Source organism: Leisingera sp. CC-HEC093, assembly GCF_059429195.1.
Window position 1 is genome coordinate 3,485,208 of sequence record NZ_JCAIJR010000001.1, and the last position, 15,876, is coordinate 3,501,083.

At 60.7% G+C, this 15,876-nt stretch carries 19 protein-coding genes and 1 tRNA gene; 6 read left to right on the plus strand and 14 right to left on the minus strand.

The features are described 5' to 3' along the window. Positions 1 to 40: 40 nt before the first annotated feature. A complete protein-coding gene (locus AC5STB_RS17110) occupies positions 41 to 223 on the minus strand; it encodes a DUF3553 domain-containing protein (protein ID WP_259992127.1) in 183 nt (60 codons plus the stop codon). A gap of 34 nt (positions 224 to 257) precedes the next feature. Between AC5STB_RS17110 and AC5STB_RS17115 the strand changes: the two genes are divergently transcribed. After that, positions 258 to 854, plus strand: a complete 597-nt coding sequence (locus AC5STB_RS17115) for a histidine phosphotransferase family protein (RefSeq protein ID WP_495443999.1) — start codon at positions 258 to 260, stop codon at positions 852 to 854. A 61-nt stretch (positions 855 to 915) separates the two neighbouring features. Here the strand turns inward: AC5STB_RS17115 and AC5STB_RS17120 are convergent, their stop codons facing one another. The 7 genes from AC5STB_RS17120 to AC5STB_RS17150 form a co-directional block, all read right to left on the minus strand. Then, entirely contained in the window at positions 916 to 2,181 is a 1,266-nt protein-coding gene (locus tag AC5STB_RS17120) for a glutamate-5-semialdehyde dehydrogenase (RefSeq protein ID WP_495444000.1), read from the minus strand. A gap of 75 nt (positions 2,182 to 2,256) precedes the next feature. Then, positions 2,257 to 3,363 (minus strand): glutamate 5-kinase, encoded by a 1,107-nt coding sequence (gene proB, locus AC5STB_RS17125; RefSeq protein ID WP_495444001.1) that lies wholly within the window; start codon positions 3,361 to 3,363, stop codon positions 2,257 to 2,259. Continuing rightward, positions 3,351 to 4,385 carry a GTPase ObgE gene (obgE, locus tag AC5STB_RS17130; RefSeq protein ID WP_495444002.1) on the minus strand — a complete coding sequence of 345 codons (1,035 nt, stop codon included), beginning with the start codon at positions 4,383 to 4,385 and terminating at the stop codon, positions 3,351 to 3,353. Before obgE ends, proB begins: the two co-directional genes overlap by 13 nt. 120 nt (positions 4,386 to 4,505) lie before the next feature. Next, the gene (locus tag AC5STB_RS17135) at positions 4,506 to 5,042 is read right to left on the minus strand and encodes a GNAT family N-acetyltransferase (RefSeq protein ID WP_495444003.1); all 537 of its coding nucleotides are present in this window, start codon (positions 5,040 to 5,042) and stop codon (positions 4,506 to 4,508) included. A 255-nt stretch (positions 5,043 to 5,297) separates the two neighbouring features. Next, positions 5,298 to 5,567 carry a 50S ribosomal protein L27 gene (rpmA, locus tag AC5STB_RS17140; protein ID WP_019297807.1) on the minus strand — a complete coding sequence of 90 codons (270 nt, stop codon included), beginning with the start codon at positions 5,565 to 5,567 and terminating at the stop codon, positions 5,298 to 5,300. 11 nt (positions 5,568 to 5,578) lie between these two features. Continuing rightward, positions 5,579 to 6,136, minus strand: coding sequence for a 50S ribosomal protein L21 (gene rplU, locus AC5STB_RS17145; RefSeq protein ID WP_495444004.1), 558 nt, complete (start codon positions 6,134 to 6,136; stop codon positions 5,579 to 5,581). A gap of 201 nt (positions 6,137 to 6,337) precedes the next feature. Then, positions 6,338 to 7,189 (minus strand): DUF2059 domain-containing protein, encoded by an 852-nt coding sequence (locus AC5STB_RS17150; protein WP_495444005.1) that lies wholly within the window; start codon positions 7,187 to 7,189, stop codon positions 6,338 to 6,340. Positions 7,190 to 7,312: 123 nt separating this feature from the next. Here AC5STB_RS17150 and AC5STB_RS17155 point away from each other — a divergent pair. Continuing rightward, positions 7,313 to 7,402, plus strand: a tRNA-Ser gene (locus AC5STB_RS17155). A gap of 188 nt (positions 7,403 to 7,590) precedes the next feature. Here AC5STB_RS17155 and AC5STB_RS17160 read toward each other — a convergent pair. Genes AC5STB_RS17160 through AC5STB_RS17170 form a run of 3 tightly spaced genes read right to left on the minus strand, consistent with a single transcriptional unit; the run spans position 7,591 to position 9,920 of the window. Next, complete coding sequence (locus AC5STB_RS17160; protein WP_495444006.1) at positions 7,591 to 8,652, minus strand: methyltetrahydrofolate cobalamin methyltransferase; 1,062 nt, start codon at positions 8,650 to 8,652, stop codon at positions 7,591 to 7,593. Positions 8,653 to 8,669: 17 nt separating this feature from the next. Next, positions 8,670 to 9,596, minus strand: a complete 927-nt coding sequence (locus tag AC5STB_RS17165; protein WP_495444007.1) for a methylenetetrahydrofolate reductase — start codon at positions 9,594 to 9,596, stop codon at positions 8,670 to 8,672. A gap of 27 nt (positions 9,597 to 9,623) precedes the next feature. Then, the gene (locus AC5STB_RS17170; protein WP_495444008.1) at positions 9,624 to 9,920 is read right to left on the minus strand and encodes a virulence factor; all 297 of its coding nucleotides are present in this window, start codon (positions 9,918 to 9,920) and stop codon (positions 9,624 to 9,626) included. A 285-nt stretch (positions 9,921 to 10,205) separates the two neighbouring features. Between AC5STB_RS17170 and AC5STB_RS17175 the strand changes: the two genes are divergently transcribed. The 3 genes from AC5STB_RS17175 to AC5STB_RS17185 are packed head-to-tail and all read left to right on the plus strand — an operon-like array spanning position 10,206 to position 12,507. After that, the gene (locus tag AC5STB_RS17175; protein WP_495444009.1) at positions 10,206 to 11,318 is read left to right on the plus strand and encodes a Ppx/GppA phosphatase family protein; all 1,113 of its coding nucleotides are present in this window, start codon (positions 10,206 to 10,208) and stop codon (positions 11,316 to 11,318) included. A gap of 30 nt (positions 11,319 to 11,348) precedes the next feature. Further along, positions 11,349 to 11,738 (plus strand): hypothetical protein, encoded by a 390-nt coding sequence (locus AC5STB_RS17180; RefSeq protein ID WP_495444010.1) that lies wholly within the window; start codon positions 11,349 to 11,351, stop codon positions 11,736 to 11,738. A 52-nt stretch (positions 11,739 to 11,790) separates the two neighbouring features. Continuing rightward, complete coding sequence (locus tag AC5STB_RS17185; RefSeq protein WP_495444011.1) at positions 11,791 to 12,507, plus strand: RlmE family RNA methyltransferase; 717 nt, start codon at positions 11,791 to 11,793, stop codon at positions 12,505 to 12,507. 6 nt (positions 12,508 to 12,513) lie between these two features. Here AC5STB_RS17185 and AC5STB_RS17190 read toward each other — a convergent pair whose 3' ends face one another. Next, complete coding sequence (locus tag AC5STB_RS17190) at positions 12,514 to 12,702, minus strand: hypothetical protein (RefSeq protein ID WP_495444012.1); 189 nt, start codon at positions 12,700 to 12,702, stop codon at positions 12,514 to 12,516. 128 nt (positions 12,703 to 12,830) lie between these two features. After that, positions 12,831 to 13,697, minus strand: coding sequence for a YihY/virulence factor BrkB family protein (locus AC5STB_RS17195; protein ID WP_495444013.1), 867 nt, complete (start codon positions 13,695 to 13,697; stop codon positions 12,831 to 12,833). A 144-nt stretch (positions 13,698 to 13,841) separates the two neighbouring features. On the opposite strand from AC5STB_RS17195, the gene cls reads away from it, so the two are divergent. Beyond that, on the plus strand, positions 13,842 to 15,257 hold the full coding sequence (cls, locus tag AC5STB_RS17200) for a cardiolipin synthase (protein ID WP_495444014.1): 1,416 nt from the start codon (positions 13,842 to 13,844) through the stop codon (positions 15,255 to 15,257). Here cls and AC5STB_RS17205 read toward each other — a convergent pair. After that, positions 15,254 to 15,703 (minus strand): ion channel, encoded by a 450-nt coding sequence (locus AC5STB_RS17205; protein WP_495444015.1) that lies wholly within the window; start codon positions 15,701 to 15,703, stop codon positions 15,254 to 15,256. The genes cls and AC5STB_RS17205 overlap by 4 nt on opposite strands. Between the last annotated feature and the right edge of the window lie 173 nt (positions 15,704 to 15,876).

Below are 15,876 nucleotides of genomic sequence, written 5' to 3' on the forward strand. Positions count from 1 at the left end.
GAGAAGAATTTGAGGGATTACGTTAACCCTTCATAAACCGTTATGGATCAAAGACGGGAATAAGGGAGACACGCGCTCCGTCAATCACAAGCTTGCCCTGATCGGGAAAGTTCACCGTGATCTTGCCGCCCGCGTTCGACTGCACCTGACCGATGCCCCATTCTGGGTGATCAGGATGCCGGACAAACATGCCGGGGGCTAATATAGCGTTGAGGTCATTCATAGTGGGATGGCCCAGTTCGGAGGAAGTAATAGTTATGGGTGTAGATAACGCCAATCTGGCCGCTTTGGTAGGGTCCCGGATCTGCCACGATCTGATCAGCCCGGTCGGTGCCATCAACAACGGTCTGGAGCTTCTGGGCATGGCCGGCAGCATGTCGGGGCCTGAGCTGGAACTGATTTCCGACAGCGTGGCCAACGCCAATGCCCGCATCCGCTTCTTCCGGATCGCCTTTGGTGCAGCCGGCGACCAACAGACGCCGCGAGCGGAAATCGTCTCGGTTCTGGAGGACATCAGCAAGGGCGGGCGCATCCAATACCAATGGTCGCCGCTGGAGGGCTGCACCCGCAGCGAGGCGCGTCTGGCGCTGCTGTCTGCGCTGTGCCTGGAAAGCGCCCTGCCCTATGGCGGCACGGTCAAGATCTTCTGCGCCGATGGCAAATGGACCGTGGTGGGTGAAGGCCGCAAGGTTACGGTGGATGATGAGCTGTGGGCGCGGGTCAGCGGTGGCAGTTCAAACGCCGAAATCACCCCGGCACTGGTTCAGTTCGCTTTGCTGCCGGAAGCGGCCAAGGAAGCAGGCCGCACCGTGCGGCTGGAGCTTAACCTGGAAAATATCACTATGCAGTTCTGAAAACCGCATTCTGAACAAAGAAACGCCGGGCAAGCTGCCCGGCGTTTTGCGATTCAAAGGGTCAGGCGCGGGTGGTGCCGTCGCCGCGCACCAGATATTTGAAACTGGTAAGCTGGGTTGCGCCGACCGGACCGCGGGCGTGCATTTTGCCCGTGGCGATGCCAATCTCTGCTCCCATCCCGAATTCGCCGCCATCGGCAAACTGGGTTGAGGCATTGTGCATCAGGATGGCGCTATCGAGTTCGGAAAAGAACTTCTGAACCGCCGCTTCATCCTCGGTAATGATGCAATCGGTGTGCTGGGAATGGTGGGTGCGGATGTGCTGGATTGCATCGTCAATGCCCGCTACCTGCTTGGCAGCAATGATGGAATCCAGATATTCCTTACCCCAGTCATCAGCCGTGGCGGCCGTCATGCCGTCCGGTCCGGGCAGCCCTGAGCCTGCACGGATTTCAACACCTGCAGAAGCCAGGGCTTCCAGCACAGCCTTGCCCAGCGTCGACGCAATGTCTTGGTGGATCAGCAGGCACTCCGCGGCGCCGCAGATGCCAGTGCGGCGGGTCTTGGCGTTCAGGACCACCTCCAATGCCTTTTGCGGATCGGCGGACTTGTCGAGGTAAATGTGCACGATGCCTTCAAGATGGGCGAAAACCGGCACCCTTGCCTCACGCTGGACCAAACCTACCAGTCCCTTACCTCCGCGCGGGACGATGACGTCCACATAATCTGTCATGGTCAGCAGCTCCTGCACCGCGGCACGGTCGCGGGTCGGCACCAGCTGTATGGCATCTTCCGGAAGCCCGGCGGATTTCAGCCCCCCTGCCAGGCAAGCATGGATGGCCTGCGAAGAATGAAAGCTTTCTGAGCCGCCGCGCAGGATCACCGCATTGCCTGATTTCAGGCATAGCGCGCCGGCATCGGCAGTCACATTGGGACGGCTTTCATAGATCACGCCGATCACGCCCAGCGGGGTGCGGACGCGCTGGATCTTCAGGCCGGTGGGCTGTTCCCACTCCTCTATCACCGCGCCAACCGGATCGCGCTGTTCTGCCACGGCGCGCAGGCCATCGACGACACCTTGAACACGCGCCTCGTTCAGCATCAGCCGGTCCATCATTGCGTCCGACAGGCCCTTGCCGCGACCAAACTCCAAGTCCTTGGCGTTTGCCGCGATGATTTCCGCCCGGCGGCTCCAGACAGCTTCCGCTGCGCCGATCAGGGCTGCATGTTTGCGTTCCGCGCTGGCTGTCGCCAGAATTTGCGCCGCTTGCTTTGCACGTTTGCCAAGCTCCGCCATCACTGCGGGGATATTCTCATTGTCTTTCATTTGTCTCGTGCCCTTGCCGGTCCCTGTCTGGCACTGGGTGCCGTACCGGCTGGAATAAACTATCAGGTGGTGCGGTCAAAGCGCCATATCATCGCGGTGGATCAGCGCGGCGCGGCCGGGATAACCCAGCGTCGCCTCTATCTCCTGCGATTGGCGCCCCTGGATGGCACGGGCCTCATCCGCGGTGTAGCGCGACAGTCCCTGCCCCAGTTTGCGCCCGTCTGGGCCGAGGATGGCCAGCGGATCGCCGCGGCCAAAGTCACCCTCCACATGACGGATGCCTGCGGGCAGCAGGCTTTTACCGGACATCAGCGCGCGCGCAGCGCCCTCGTCGATGGTCAGAACGCCGCGGGTCTTCATCGCAGCAATCCAGCGCTTGCGTGCCGCTTGCGGATCGCCCTGCCCGGAGAACCACGTGCACGGCGCACCTTCCTGAAGCGTTTTCAGAGGGTTCAAAGGCGAACCTTCAGTGATCGCCATGGCGCAGCCTGCCGCTGTTGCCATCTTGGCGGCAAGCAGTTTGGTTATCATACCGCCCTTGGACAGGCCAGAAACGCCATCACCGGCCATCGCCTCAATCTCCGGTGTGATCGCGTCAATCCGGTCATAGCGTTTGGCGTCCGGATCCAGCGCCGGGTTGGCGCTATAAAAACCATCCACATCGGACAGCAGGATCAGAGCATCAGCCCCCACCGTCACCGCGACCTGCGCCGCCAGGCGGTCGTTGTCGCCATAACGGATCTCATCGGTGGCGATAGTGTCATTTTCATTGACGATGGGCACAGCCCCCATGCCCAGCAGTGTTTCCAGCGTCGCACGGGAATTCAGGTAGCGGCGGCGGTTCTCGCTGTCTTCCAGCGTCACCAGCACTTGCGCAGTGGTGATCCGGTGCGGCGCAAGCGCCTCTTCATAGGCGCGGGCCAAGCGGATCTGGCCAACCGCAGCGGCCGCCTGGGATTGTTCCAGAGGCAGGTCTGCACGCGGCAGACCGAGAACACCACGCCCCAGGGCGATGGAGCCGGAGGAGACCAGCACCACATCGGTTCCGCGGGATTTCAGCCAGGCGACGTCATTGGCCAGAGAGTGCAGCCATCCGGAGCGCAGCTCGCCGGTTTCCCGATCGACCAGCAGCGCCGAGCCGATCTTGACGACAATACGCTTTGCCGTGGTCAGGGCTGCCAAGGCGCTTCCTCCTCGGCGGGTTTCATCCGCAGACGGTCATCGTCAATCTCGTTGCGCAGGGCGCGCAGGACTTCGTTCACGCCCTGACGGCTAACGCCGGACATCAGATGCACCGGACCGCCAACAGCCTCTTCCAGGGCTTTGCGTTTCTCGTCCAGCTCTTCGGGGTCGATGGCATCGACCTTGTTGAGCGCGGTGATCCGGGTCTTGGTGGCCAGAACGCCGCCATAGGCCTCCAGCTCGCCGATGATGGTCTCATAGTCCTCGACCACGGTGTCTGAAGTGCCGTCGATGAGGTGCAGCAGCACCGCGCAACGTTCCACATGGCCCAGGAAACGGTCGCCGATTCCTTTGCCCTCATGCGCGCCCTCGATCAGGCCCGGGATGTCAGCGACCACAAATTCGGTGTTGTCGATACCGACCACGCCAAGGTTCGGGTGCAGCGTGGTAAAAGGGTAATCCGCGATCTTGGGCCGGGCGTTGGAGGTGGCCGACAGGAAGGTCGACTTACCCGCATTCGGCAGCCCCAAAAGACCCGCATCGGCGATCAGCTTGAGCCGCAGCCAGATGGTACGGTCAACCCCCTCTTGCCCTGGATTGGCGCGGCGCGGCGCCTGGTTGGTAGCGGACTTGAAATGCAGGTTGCCAAAGCCGCCATTGCCGCCCTTGGCCAGCAGCACACGCTCGCCGGGCACGGTGAGGTCGGCCAGCACGGTTTCCTGATCCTCGTCCAGGATTTCAGTCCCGACAGGCACGCGCAGCACGATGTCGTCGCCGTCCTTGCCGGTGCGCTGGCGACCCATGCCGGACTGGCCGTTCTTGGCAAAGAAGTGCTGCTGGTAACGGAAATCGATCAGGGTGTTCAGCCCCTCTGTGACCTCAGCCCAAACAGAACCACCCTTGCCGCCGTCGCCCCCGTCCGGACCGCCGTATTCGATGTATTTCTCACGGCGGAAGCTGACGCAGCCGTTCCCGCCGGCGCCCGAACGGATGTAGACCTTTGCCAGATCGAGGAATTTCATGACAGCTCCTTAATGTGGCAGGACTTTCTTCCCGCCTGCGCAGTACAAGTGTCCCGCCAAGGCCCGGGGCTGTGGCGGGACTGTTTCGATTGCCTTACCGCAAAGCGCGCGCCGCGCCAATCACAGTTTTCGGCTGTAAGTCCAGGTTGGGACGGAGGCGTCACGCGCCACCGAATAACTCTCAGCATCGCCGAGATAATCAAAGCCGCAGTGAATCAGCACCCGGGCGGAGGCCGGGTTGTCCTGAAAGACAGAGGCAAACATCGCGTCATTCTTCTGCGGGTTGGCGTCCACAAGCGCCTTCAGCGCCGCGGAGGCAAGCCCGGTGTTCCAGAACGGCGGCGCAGTCCAATAAGAGACTTCGGACTGGTTGCGGTCCATCCGCTTGAGCCCAATGACGCCCTTCAGCTCAGAATCGCCCTCAATGGTGCCGTCGATCACCCAGACGTCTTCATCCCGCTCTTCTGCCATGGCACGGGCCACAAAAGCCTCAGCCGCGCCAGGCGGCAACGGGTGCGGAACGGAGCGCGTCATGCGGGCAACGCGCGCATCGCTGACATAATGCTCAATCAGGCCGGCGTCGGATTTGCGCAAGGGCCGCAGGACAAAACGTTCGGCTTCAATCACCTGCTGGCACACTATAGGTTCCAAATTCATGGATTAGCTCCTCCTCTGCCGTCAAATGCGCGGCGGCTCAATTCACATGTGCTCGCATTGCCGCAACGGCAATACACACCACCTTCAAATCGCGCAAAATTATCTGTTTGCGAAGCGTGATCACTCGGCTGGCTGAACGCGAAGAACCGGTTTTTATTCTGCACCTTGGCGATCATGGCTACTCGCTGACAAAATGAAAAAGGGACCGGCCTTATAGCCGGTCCCCCTAAAGATTTCTTTACCCTTCGGGTCGGCTTACTCAGCGGCCTCCGCCACTGGGAGAACCGATACAAAGGTGCGGCCTTTCAGGCCTTTACGGAAGCTTACAGCACCGTCGGCAGTGGCAAACAGGGTGTGATCCTTGCCCATGCCCACGCCTTCGCCAGCCCAGAACTTGGTGCCGCGCTGACGCACGATGATGTTGCCTGCGATGGCTGCCTGGCCACCGTAGAGTTTCACGCCAAGGCGGCGACCAGCAGAGTCGCGGCCGTTACGGGAGGAACCGCCAGCTTTTTTATGTGCCATTCTCTCTCTCCTTAGCCTTTAGCCAGCTCTTTGGCCTGCTCAACCCACTCGGGCTTCACTTTGATTGCTTCGATACCAGCAATGTCGTCTTCGGACAAGGCTGCGATCTGAGCAAAGCTGGTGAGGCCTGCTTCTGCCAGTTTCTTGGCAGCTGCGGGGCCGACGCCGGTCAGCTGGGTAAGGTCGTCCGAACCTGCAGCAGCTTCAGCAGCCGGAGCAGCTTTGGCGGCAGCTTTCGGAGCGGCTTTGGTTGCGCCCGATGCCAGGATCTCAGTGATCCGGACCAGGGTCAGCTTCTGACGGTGGCCTTTGGTGCGCTTGGAGGAGTGCTTCCGGCGGCGCTTGACGAAGTGGATCAGCTTCTCGCCTTTGATCTGCTCGACCACTTCAGCCTTGACGGCTGCGCCGTCTACCAGCGGAGCACCAACAACCGGAGCGTCGCCGCCCAGCATCAGAACTTCGTCGAATTGGATGGTGTCGCCGGCATCAGCAGCAAGTTTCTCAACGCGGAGCATGTCGCCCGCCTGAACCTTGTACTGCTTGCCGCCAGTCTTGAGGACCGCAAACATGTGCGTCTTTCCTTTTCTAACCGCGTCCTACGGCCCCCTTGCGGGTGTTTCGGCAGATGCCGCCTCGAACAGCGCGCCCTTGGATGGGCGTATGACAAATAAACCCCGGCGCACGGATTCCGGGCCGGGATGCGGGCTTATGGTTCGGAATTACTGATGTGTCAACCGCTTTCCACCGGCTTTTCAAACAGCCCCGGGAGTTCAGATATCCTGGCCTGGCGTCAGATCTGCCATCCGGTGGGCCAGCTCCTCGAACCGGTCTGCGGTGATTTCATACTGAACTGCGTTCAACAGCTCATAAACACGCTGCATCGGGGCCTCTTCCAGCGCCTCGACATAGGCCTGGACTTCGTCATCGCTGAACTCCTGATACGTATAAGCGGCGGCGGCAAGGCTGGATGCCTGCAGGCCGAGACGCAGCTCGCCCTCTTGCTCCTTCATCAGGGCGCGCAGCTCATCCGCGTCCAATTCCAGTTCGATCACACCGGCTGCGGCAGCAGCCATGAGGAACCGGAACTGGATCTGCTGCAAGGCCTTCACACCGGTGCCCGCGGCATCAATCGCACTTCCCATCCGCTGATACATCGCCACCCGCTTGCTGCCGGCCTTGACCAGATCAGATATGATACGGTTGCCCGCCAGCTGTTTGACTTCATCGTCTTCCACCAGATGCGAGGAGTTTTCCGCCCGGACCAGCCGCCTCCCGAGATCGCTGGCGTAGAAAGCAGCGGCGTGATCCAGAGCCTCGTCATCAAGAGTGTTTTCCAGTATGTCCAGGGCCAGGCCGCGCATCTGCCTGGTATCAAAGACCTCCTCTGACATTTCGGTCCACTGGCTGCCAAAGGCGCCGGCATCGACGCCCAGCATATCCGGGGCGCTGGAGGCGGACAGCGCGATACTGTCAAGCGCCACGTCGAAACCGGTAACCTCCAGAAACGCCTCAACCCTTTCGCGGTCTGCAGCAAGGGCCGGCAGAGCCATGGCCCAGAAGCCAAAGCACAGAACCGCGAGGACGCGGATCAGGAAAGCGGGGAATGGAAGGATCATTTGCATAGAGCAAATTTAGGCAAAAAGCCTTGGCTGGCAACGGAAATCCGGCTTTTTTTTCCAAAGCTGCAAATCGCCCCTTGCGCCTGTCCGCAATCGACCTTAAACGCTGCCCCACCAGACCCCCGCGGAGAGGTGCCGGAGTGGTCGAACGGGGCGGTCTCGAAAACCGTTGTGGGTGCAAGCCCACCCAGGGTTCGAATCCCTGTCTCTCCGCCATTATCCCCTTACAGACCGCTTCTCAATCTGCATGGCCACAGCCACACGGCGGACCATGTCAACCCGCCCGCCATCCCTCTTGCTGGCCAGGCAAGAGATGTGCCTATCCGCCCAAGCGCCCGAATTCAAAGAAACAAAAAAGGCCGGACATTTCTGCCCGGCCTTCGTGTTGGCTTCATTCTGGCATATCAGGCGCGGCGGCGGCGTCCGCCGGCGCGGCCGCCACGGCCGCGGCCTTCTTCGCCTTCCGCCGCCGGAGGCTTGTTGAACTTGATCCAGTCGCCGCCGTGCGGGTCGTTGTTGGTCAGGAGGTTTGCGGCGCGGATGGCTTCCATCTCCTTGCCGGCGCGCGGCTTGGTGGAGCCCAGGCCGAACATGGTCACAAACGCCTCGTCATCCATGCCTTCCGGCAGGATGATGCCCGCCGCTTCGACCAGGGCTTTCTTCTCGGCGATTGCCTTTTGGGTCACCGGCAGCGCCACAGGGTTCATGATCGCAGAGGTCATGCCCGCACCCATCGCCATCGGCAGGAAGGCGTTATTGATGCCATGACGGTTTGGCAGGCCAAAGGAGACGTTGGACGCGCCGCAGGTGGTGTTCACGCCCAGCTCTTCGCGCAGGCGGCGGACCAGGGCAAACACCTGCTGACCGGCGGTCGCCATAGCGCCGATAGGCATCACAAGCGGATCGACCACGATGTCATGCGCCGGAATGCCGAAGTCGGCTGCGCGCTCAACGATTTTCTTGGCCACGGCGAAACGGACGTCGGGATCTTCCGAGATGCCGGTGTCGTCGTTGGAAATGGCTACAACCGGCACATTGTACTTTTTGACCAGCGGCAGCACGTGCTCCAGACGCTCTTCCTCGCCGGTGACGGAGTTCAGCAGCGGGCGGCCTTCGGCAGCCTGCAGGCCGGCTTCCAGCGCACCGGGCACCGAAGAGTCGATGCACAGCGGCACATCGGTGAGGCCTTGCACCAGCTCGACGATCTTGGTCATCAGCGGCGGCTCGGTCTCGTTCGGGTTCGGGTTGGAGTTGTAGACCACGCCCGCATTGATATCCAGGATGTTGGCGCCAGCCATCACTTGGGCCAATGCGTCCTTCTCAACGGTGGAGAAGTCGCCGGCTTCCAGTTCTGCTGCGAGTTTCTTGCGGCCGGTCGGATTGATCCGTTCTCCGATCACGCAGAACGGCTGATCAAAGCCCAGGATCGCGGTTTTGGTTTTTGATTCTACGACTGTACGGGTCATTTTTGATCCTTAGGGTCTTAGGAGTTGACCGGCTTTGCCGAGGCGCCGCCGTTGTTGATGGCCCAGGTGGCATTGGTTTTGATGCCGCCCAGCGGGAAGAAGTGCACGTTGGTGATGTTGAAGTCCGGGTTTTCCGCCTTGTAGGCAGCCAGTTCGGCAACCACATCGGTCGGCTCGTAGGGCAGCAGCAGCTTGGACACGTCCATTGCGCGCTTTTGCAGAACCTTCAGCGACGGGCCGACACCGCAGGCGATGGCGAATTTGATCAAGGTCTGCAGCTTCGCCGGGCCGGCGATGCCGATGTGGATCGGCAGATCCACGCCTGCGGCCTTCAGTCCGTTTGCCCATTCAATGATCGGCTTGGCTTCAAAGGCGAACTGCGTGGCCAGCGCCATCTTGGCGTCGGTGCGCTCGGAGAATTTCTGCTTCCACTGCACGGCTTCGGAGACGTTTTTACTGGAGCCGTCCGGGTCGATGTCCTTGTTGCCTTCCGGGTGGCCGGCAACGTGCAGGTTGGTAAAGCCCGCCTTGTCGAAAAGGCCGGTTTCCAAGAGCTGCATGGAGCTGTGGAAATCGCCGTGCGGCTTAGCCACGCCGCCCGCAAGCATCAGCGCCTGCTTGACGTCGGCTTCGCCCTGGTAACGGGCAATCCAGTCAGCCAGGGTAGCCTCGTCTTTAATGATGCGCGCCGGGAAGTGCGGCATCACCGGGAAACCTTCGGCATTCAGGCGCTTGGCGGTGGCAACCATATCTTCGATCGGGGTGCCTTCGATATGCGCGATGTAAACGCGTGTGCCGGCCGGCAGCAGGTCGCGGAAATCGGCGACCTTCTCGGCGGTGCGCGGCATCACCTCGATCGAATAGCCCTGCAGAAAGGCCTCGACCTGCGGGTTGACCGGCTGGGCAGCGCCAGAGTCACGTTTTTTAAAGTTCAGCAAAGCCATCACGGCCTCCCATAAGTGGTGTCAGGCTCACGCCCATCCGTCGTTTGCGATCAGCGCCTTCAGGCGGTCCTGATCATATTCCGTTTCCAGGCGGGTTGCCTCGGCCTCGGCAATCTCGGCAGCCTCGCCCTCGGCAGCGAAAGGCGCGGCCTTGCGCCACTCCGCAAGATAGGCGTCTGCGTCCTTGGCGTTTACCTTCATGGCCGCGCGGTCGATGGCCTGCTCGAACCGCTCTTCGAGCTGCCGCTTGGTGCCGCGGCGGCCTTTGCCAACGATGACCTGCGCGGGGATGTCGCGCCAGTATACGATCGTAACGTCGGGCATGCCTTGCTTTCCTCCTAGCCTGGATAGACCACGTTCTAGTGCGGTGGCGCGCCGCAGGTTGGTCGATTTTCGACAACACGATGGGATTGAGCGACGTTTTGCTGCCGCGACACTAGCTTTGTACACCTACGAATGCCACAGGGGCATAGTGCCAAAATATTCATGTGGATTATGAGTTTTCCGGGAAGCGGCGGAATTTGCTTCACTTCTTCCACCGGGGCGCTTGCGCCGCCGCATCTGCACACCTATTGTCGCAGTTAACACGATAATCGGAGGGCGTGAATCATGGCGCCCAGGCGCTCGAAAGGTGCGGGCGCGTTTCCCAAAGCGGTTGAGACCCCTGCACCGGCCCGTCCCGATCCTGATGCGCTCTATGCGGCGCTGGATCTGGGTACAAATAGCTGCCGCATGCTGATCGCCCAGCCCAAGGGCAGCGGTATTCATGTGGTCGACAGTTTCTCTAAATCGGTGCAGCTCGGCGCCGGGCTGGAGCGGACCGGACGGCTGTCCCGGTCCTCAATGGCGCGCACTATTCAGGCGCTGCGGATCTGCCAGCAGAAACTTAAGCGCAACAAGGTCAAGCGCATGCGGCTGGTGGCAACCGAGGCCTGCCGCCGCGCCAAAAACGCGCGCGATTTCATCCGTCAGGTGAAGCGGGAAACCGGACTGACGCTGGAAATCATCCAGCCGGAGGAAGAGGCGCGGCTGGCAGTAATCTCCTGTGCACCGCTGGTTTCCACCAAGACTGAACAGCTGCTGGTGGTCGATATCGGCGGTGGCTCCACCGAACTGGTGTGGATCGACGTCTCCTCTGTGCCGCGCCGCGACCGTCCTTCCGCCATCATGCGGCTGCACAACGGGTTTCACCCGACCGAAAGCCCCTTCCCCGCTGCCAAGGTCGTGGATTGGATTTCCGTGCCGCTGGGGGTCGCCACGCTGCGCGATCAATTCAACGATGTGGAGGACGACGCCGCGCGCTTCGCCCTGATGAGCTGGTTTTTTGAGGAGAACCTCGCCGATTTCGCCCCCTACAAAGACGAGCAGGCGCGGGCAGGCTTCCAGATCGTCGGCACCTCCGGCACCGTCACCACCGTTGCTGCCTCGCATCTGGGGCTGAAGCGCTATGACCGCACCAAGGTTGATGGCTTGCGAATGACCAGCGATCAGATTGACAAAGTAATCCGCGGATATCTGGAGCTTGGCCCTCAGGGCCGCCGCCACGACCCTCGCATAGGTGAGGACCGGCAAGCCCTGATCATGTCTGGATCTGCAATCCTGCAGGCGCTGTTGCGCTGCTGGCCCACAGACCGGCTGTCGGTTGCGGACCGCGGCCTGCGCGAAGGCCTGCTTTATGCGCAGATGAGCGCAGATGGCGTTCTGGAAGACGGTCCCTATTAGCAGCTCAACTGTAATCGCAAGGTGCCTCGCATGTTTTCGACCGTTGCCATAGCGTACCGGCTAAGCACTGTTTCTGTAACGGTTTCTGCGTTGGAGGCTGCAGGCTTCCAAGTGTTTTGCCCGGGGATCAACACCATTACACTGCTGCCGCATCAATGCCTGGCGTTTGGCGGGATTCCAATCAATGTTCCCTCCAAAGATGCCGCGGAGGCTTCAGTATACCTCTGCGCAATTCGCGACGGCGACTTGAAAGTCCTCGACGCCAAAGACGATAATACTGAAAGGTCTGACAGGTTGCCAGCGGGCTGCGAGAAGAAGAGCCTTTGGGGCAAAGCCGCAAACCTTCTAGGATATCTTATGTTCGGCATATCCGCTCCCTGGCCTGACCTTGCGCTTTCTTGCGAAAAAGCATCGTCTTGATCCGGCAGGAGCAAGAGGTTATCTGCAGCCGGCACCTTCGGAGAATAGGCTCATGGCAAAGACCCCCACTGGTAAAAACACTTCCGGCCGCGGGCTGCGGGATCTGAAGGTCAATGTGAAAACGGCGCGCGGGCGCAAGCTCAGCTCTACCCGCTGGCTGCAGCGGCAGCTGAACGACCCTTATGTCAAACGCGCCCAGGCCGAAGGCTACCGCGGCCGCGCGGCCTACAAGATCATGGAGCTGGACGACAAGTACCGCTTCCTGGTGAACGGTGCCCGGGTTGTCGATCTGGGCTGCGCCCCGGGCGGCTGGGCGCAGGTTGCGGTGAAGCGGATCAATTCCCTGGGTGAAAAACAAGGCAAGGCCGTCGGCCGCATCATCGGTATCGACCTTCAGGAAGTCGAACCGCTGGCAGGGGCCGAGTTTCATCAGCTCGACTTCATGGATGACGGCGCCGATGAGCAGGTCAAGGAATGGCTGGGCGGCAAGGCAGATGTGGTGATGTCGGACATGGCGGCGGCCAGCTCCGGCCACAAGCAGACCGACCATTTGCGGATCATCTCGCTGTGCGAAACCGCCGCCTATTTCGCTTTTGACGTGCTCGAAGAAGGCGGCACTTTTGTCGCTAAGGTTCTGGCCGGCGGCGCCGAGGGCGAGCTCCAGAAGCTGCTGAAACAGAAGTTCACCAAGGTGATGAATATCAAGCCGCCCTCCTCGCGGTCGGACAGCTCTGAAAAATTCGTGGTGGCGACAGGCTTCCGCGGCTGAGCCGGATCAGACCCGGCGGCTGTGCGGAAAGGTAAGCGACCGCGCTGCCAGCGTGCGCAGCATGACAGCTGCCTCGTCTTCCTCTTCGGTCAGCCGGGACACCCGCAGCTTGCGGCTGGCATTGCTGGCTGACCCGCGCTGCCGCATCAGCTCAAACAGGCGCATGTGGCGAAGCTTGCTTTGCAGTTTTGTCATGACGGCCCCTTCTGGATCTTCAGCTTTCCAGAAGAACTAGGGGGTGATTGGGTTCGCTTCTGGGCGCAATTGTGGCAAGACCGCCTTATTGTTGCATATTTGGAAACAGTTGCGCGTAAGCCGCAGCGCTATGTCCGCCCCATGCCATTGGCCATGTCGATCAGTGCGCCGTTGAACTCTGCCCCGAGGATCAGGATGGCGGAATTCAGGTAAAGAAAGATCATCGCGGCCATGGCGCCGGCAAGCCCGGCATAGGTGGTGGAATACTGCGCAAATGACCCCACATAGATTGCAAAACCACTGCCGCAAGCCAGCCACAGAAAGAGCGTCAGAACCGCCCCCGGCAGGATCCGGCGCAACCGGTGCACACGGCCCGGCAACAGAACGTGAAAGGCCAGCACCGCGCCAACCGGCAAGGCCAGCGCCAAGACCCCCCTTAGCCCCTGTTCCCAGCCTTGCGGCACAGTGGCAATCGGCAGAAATTTGGTAATGTGGCGCACGTACAGCGGCATGATCACTTCGAACACGGTGACCGCCAGAATGCCGGCGCCGCCCAGAATAACCAACCCGATGCACAAAGCCCTCGACCGCCAGAAAGGCCTTGTGTCACTGTCATGATAAGCCTGCACCATAGCCGTCCGAACGGCATCGACCCCGTTCGACGCAAAGTAAAGCGCAAACAAGCCGCCCAGCGTGACGAGCTGGGTGTTCGAGTTCTGCAATACGGATTGCAGCTCGCGCAGGATCGGACGTGCCACCGCATCCGGCCAGACGCTGAACACCTGTTCTGTCATTGTTTCCATCGCAACTTCTTGCGACAGCAGCCCCGCCACTGTGCCCGCTAGCGCAACGGTGAACAGCACAAAGGGAAACAGCGCCAGCATCATCGACATGGCAATATGGCTGCTCATCACCCAGCCGTTTTTTCGGTTAAAACGGCGGGCGGCAGTCAGGAGCGCGGCAGGCCACATGCGGATTGGCGGAAGGATCGGCATAGCGGCAAGGTTCCACAACTGCAGGGAAAATACCAGCGGCAATACACCGCCGTGGCCAATCAGCCCCGCGATTTGCAGTGCCGGGTATAGCGGGCGGGTGCTTTCGGCACTAGGTTGACTCCAAGGCAGATTTTGGAGCCACCGATGGTCTGGATTATTCTCAGCACCGCCGCCCTGGCCGCAACCTGGACGGCTGCGGGGCTTGCTGCGCTCAGCGCCGCCCGCACTGCGCGCACCCCGCAAGGCGCCATTGGCTGGGTCGTGTTCCTGCTGGCCGCCCCCGTCCTCGCACTGCCTGCCTATTTAATATTCGGCCACCACCGGTTCAAAGGATACTGGAAGGCCCGCCGGGCAGCGGAACAAGCGGTAATCGCCACGCGCCATTATACCTCTGCCCGGTCCGAAGATGTGCCGCCGCTGAGCGTCAATACCGCCCCGTTCGAAGCCATCGCAGGATTGCAGGTTTGCCGCGGGAACGGAATGGAGCTGCTTCTTAACGGTTCAGAAACATTCAACTCTATTTTCGAAGCCATTGAGAACGCACAGGAGTATGTGCTTGTTCAGTATTACATCCTGCACGCCGATGATCTGGGAACGGAGCTGCAATCCCGGCTGATTGCAGCAGCAGAACGCGGTGTCACTGTCTGGTTCATGACTGACAGTATCGGCAGCCGGAAACTGCCGCGTAATTACAAGCGCGCGCTGGAGGCCGCAGGTGTCAACATGATCGACCCCGCGGTTCAAAGAGGGCCCTGGCACCGTCTGCGCATCAATTTCCGAAACCACCGGAAAACAGTCATCACGGACGGCCGCACCGGGTTCACTGGCGGCCTGAACGCAGGTGACGCGTACATGGGCCTGGACCCAAGGTTCGGACCGTGGCGGGACACGCATGTGAAACTCACCGGACCTGTCGTCCAGCAGCTTCAGCTGTCGTTTGCAGAGGATTGGCATTGGCGCACTCAGGAGCCGATCCTGGACCTGCTGAACTGGGAGCCTGAACCGTCGCCCCAGGACTACCCTGCCCTGATTGCCTCCACCGGCCCCGGCGACACCATCGGCAACGGGTCCATGCTCTATTTCTCTGCAATCACCGCGGCACAATCCAGGATCTGGATCGCCTCTCCCTACTTTGTACCCGATCAGGACGTGTTTGCCGCCCTTAAACACGCCGGCCTGCGCGGCGTTGATGTGCGGATTCTTCTGCCGGAAACAGTGGACCACTACCTGCCCTGGCTGGCCAGTTTTGCGTTCTTTGACGAACTGAAGGCAGCCGGTGTCCGCATTCTGCGCTATAGGGGCGGCTTCATGCATCAGAAGTGCTTTGTAATCGACAAAACAATCGCCGGAATTGGGACCGCAAACCTGGACAACCGCTCGTTCCGGCTCAATTTTGAAACCATGGCGCTGTTCTTCGGCCAGGATCCCGCAACAGCCGTCGCGGAAATGCTAGACGCGGATTTCCAGCGCGCAACTGATCTTTCCATCGGGCTTCCGCAGCAGACGCTGGCAATCCGCCTTCTGGCTCCGGCTGCCCGTTTGCTGGCGCCTGTACTTTAACCGCTACCGGCAGATCGCTGACTGTTAAAGGAAAACAGGCGTCCCATTGCACTGACAAGGAAGGCGGTGCTGATCCCGAAACCGAACAGACCTGTTACCGCGGCGAAAGCAGCGAATATCCGCAGCGCAGGTCCCAGAACCACATCGCCATAGCCGAGAGTGGTATAGGTCGCCAAGGAAAAGTAGACCGACGTATTCCAGTCTTCGATCGCGCCAACCAGCACAAACGCCGCGGACCAGATCCAGACCTGCGCAGTGTGACCGCCCAGGATGATGAAAATCGCCACCACCAGCATCAGGCCGAGCTGCCAGCGCCGGAAGGGTTTGTCAAACCGCCCGGACAATCTGTTCAGCACAGAAGAACACCAGACCAGGATCGAAATTTCCAGGATCAGGCAAGTGCTGAGATAGATTGACCCCCACAGCAGCTGGTTCCACAGCGTCATGCCAGACCTCCCGTTTTGACCGTGCCTTGGCAACCCATAGCTGCACTTTGGCACAGCGGCCCGCAACTCAAAAAAGCGGAACCTGCCTGTGCCGCAGGTCCGGTGCCGGGCCTGTGCAAGGCTGGACATCCCGGGATCATGAGTATTGAGTGCCCATGCAGCAAGTGCATTCC

What these genes read in the sequence shown, in the direction of transcription:
- AC5STB_RS17110 (WP_259992127.1), bottom strand. Translation starts at nt 223, where the DNA reads ATGAATGACCTCAACGCTATATTAGCCCCCGGCATGTTTGTCCGGCAT.
- AC5STB_RS17115 (WP_495443999.1), top strand. Translation starts at nt 258, where the DNA reads ATGGGTGTAGATAACGCCAATCTGGCCGCTTTGGTAGGGTCCCGGATC.
- AC5STB_RS17120 (WP_495444000.1), bottom strand. Translation starts at nt 2,181, where the DNA reads ATGAAAGACAATGAGAATATCCCCGCAGTGATGGCGGAGCTTGGCAAA.
- obgE (WP_495444002.1), bottom strand. Translation starts at nt 4,385, where the DNA reads ATGAAATTCCTCGATCTGGCAAAGGTCTACATCCGTTCGGGCGCCGGC.
- AC5STB_RS17135 (WP_495444003.1), bottom strand. Translation starts at nt 5,042, where the DNA reads ATGAATTTGGAACCTATAGTGTGCCAGCAGGTGATTGAAGCCGAACGT.
- rpmA (WP_019297807.1), bottom strand. Translation starts at nt 5,567, where the DNA reads ATGGCACATAAAAAAGCTGGCGGTTCCTCCCGTAACGGCCGCGACTCT.
- rplU (WP_495444004.1), bottom strand. Translation starts at nt 6,136, where the DNA reads ATGTTTGCGGTCCTCAAGACTGGCGGCAAGCAGTACAAGGTTCAGGCG.
- AC5STB_RS17150 (WP_495444005.1), bottom strand. Translation starts at nt 7,189, where the DNA reads ATGCAAATGATCCTTCCATTCCCCGCTTTCCTGATCCGCGTCCTCGCG.
- AC5STB_RS17160 (WP_495444006.1), bottom strand. Translation starts at nt 8,652, where the DNA reads ATGACCCGTACAGTCGTAGAATCAAAAACCAAAACCGCGATCCTGGGC.
- AC5STB_RS17165 (WP_495444007.1), bottom strand. Translation starts at nt 9,596, where the DNA reads ATGGCTTTGCTGAACTTTAAAAAACGTGACTCTGGCGCTGCCCAGCCG.
- AC5STB_RS17170 (WP_495444008.1), bottom strand. Translation starts at nt 9,920, where the DNA reads ATGCCCGACGTTACGATCGTATACTGGCGCGACATCCCCGCGCAGGTC.
- AC5STB_RS17175 (WP_495444009.1), top strand. Translation starts at nt 10,206, where the DNA reads ATGGCGCCCAGGCGCTCGAAAGGTGCGGGCGCGTTTCCCAAAGCGGTT.
- AC5STB_RS17180 (WP_495444010.1), top strand. Translation starts at nt 11,349, where the DNA reads ATGTTTTCGACCGTTGCCATAGCGTACCGGCTAAGCACTGTTTCTGTA.
- AC5STB_RS17185 (WP_495444011.1), top strand. Translation starts at nt 11,791, where the DNA reads ATGGCAAAGACCCCCACTGGTAAAAACACTTCCGGCCGCGGGCTGCGG.
- AC5STB_RS17190 (WP_495444012.1), bottom strand. Translation starts at nt 12,702, where the DNA reads ATGACAAAACTGCAAAGCAAGCTTCGCCACATGCGCCTGTTTGAGCTG.
- AC5STB_RS17195 (WP_495444013.1), bottom strand. Translation starts at nt 13,697, where the DNA reads ATGCCGATCCTTCCGCCAATCCGCATGTGGCCTGCCGCGCTCCTGACT.
- cls (WP_495444014.1), top strand. Translation starts at nt 13,842, where the DNA reads ATGGTCTGGATTATTCTCAGCACCGCCGCCCTGGCCGCAACCTGGACG.
- AC5STB_RS17205 (WP_495444015.1), bottom strand. Translation starts at nt 15,703, where the DNA reads ATGACGCTGTGGAACCAGCTGCTGTGGGGGTCAATCTATCTCAGCACT.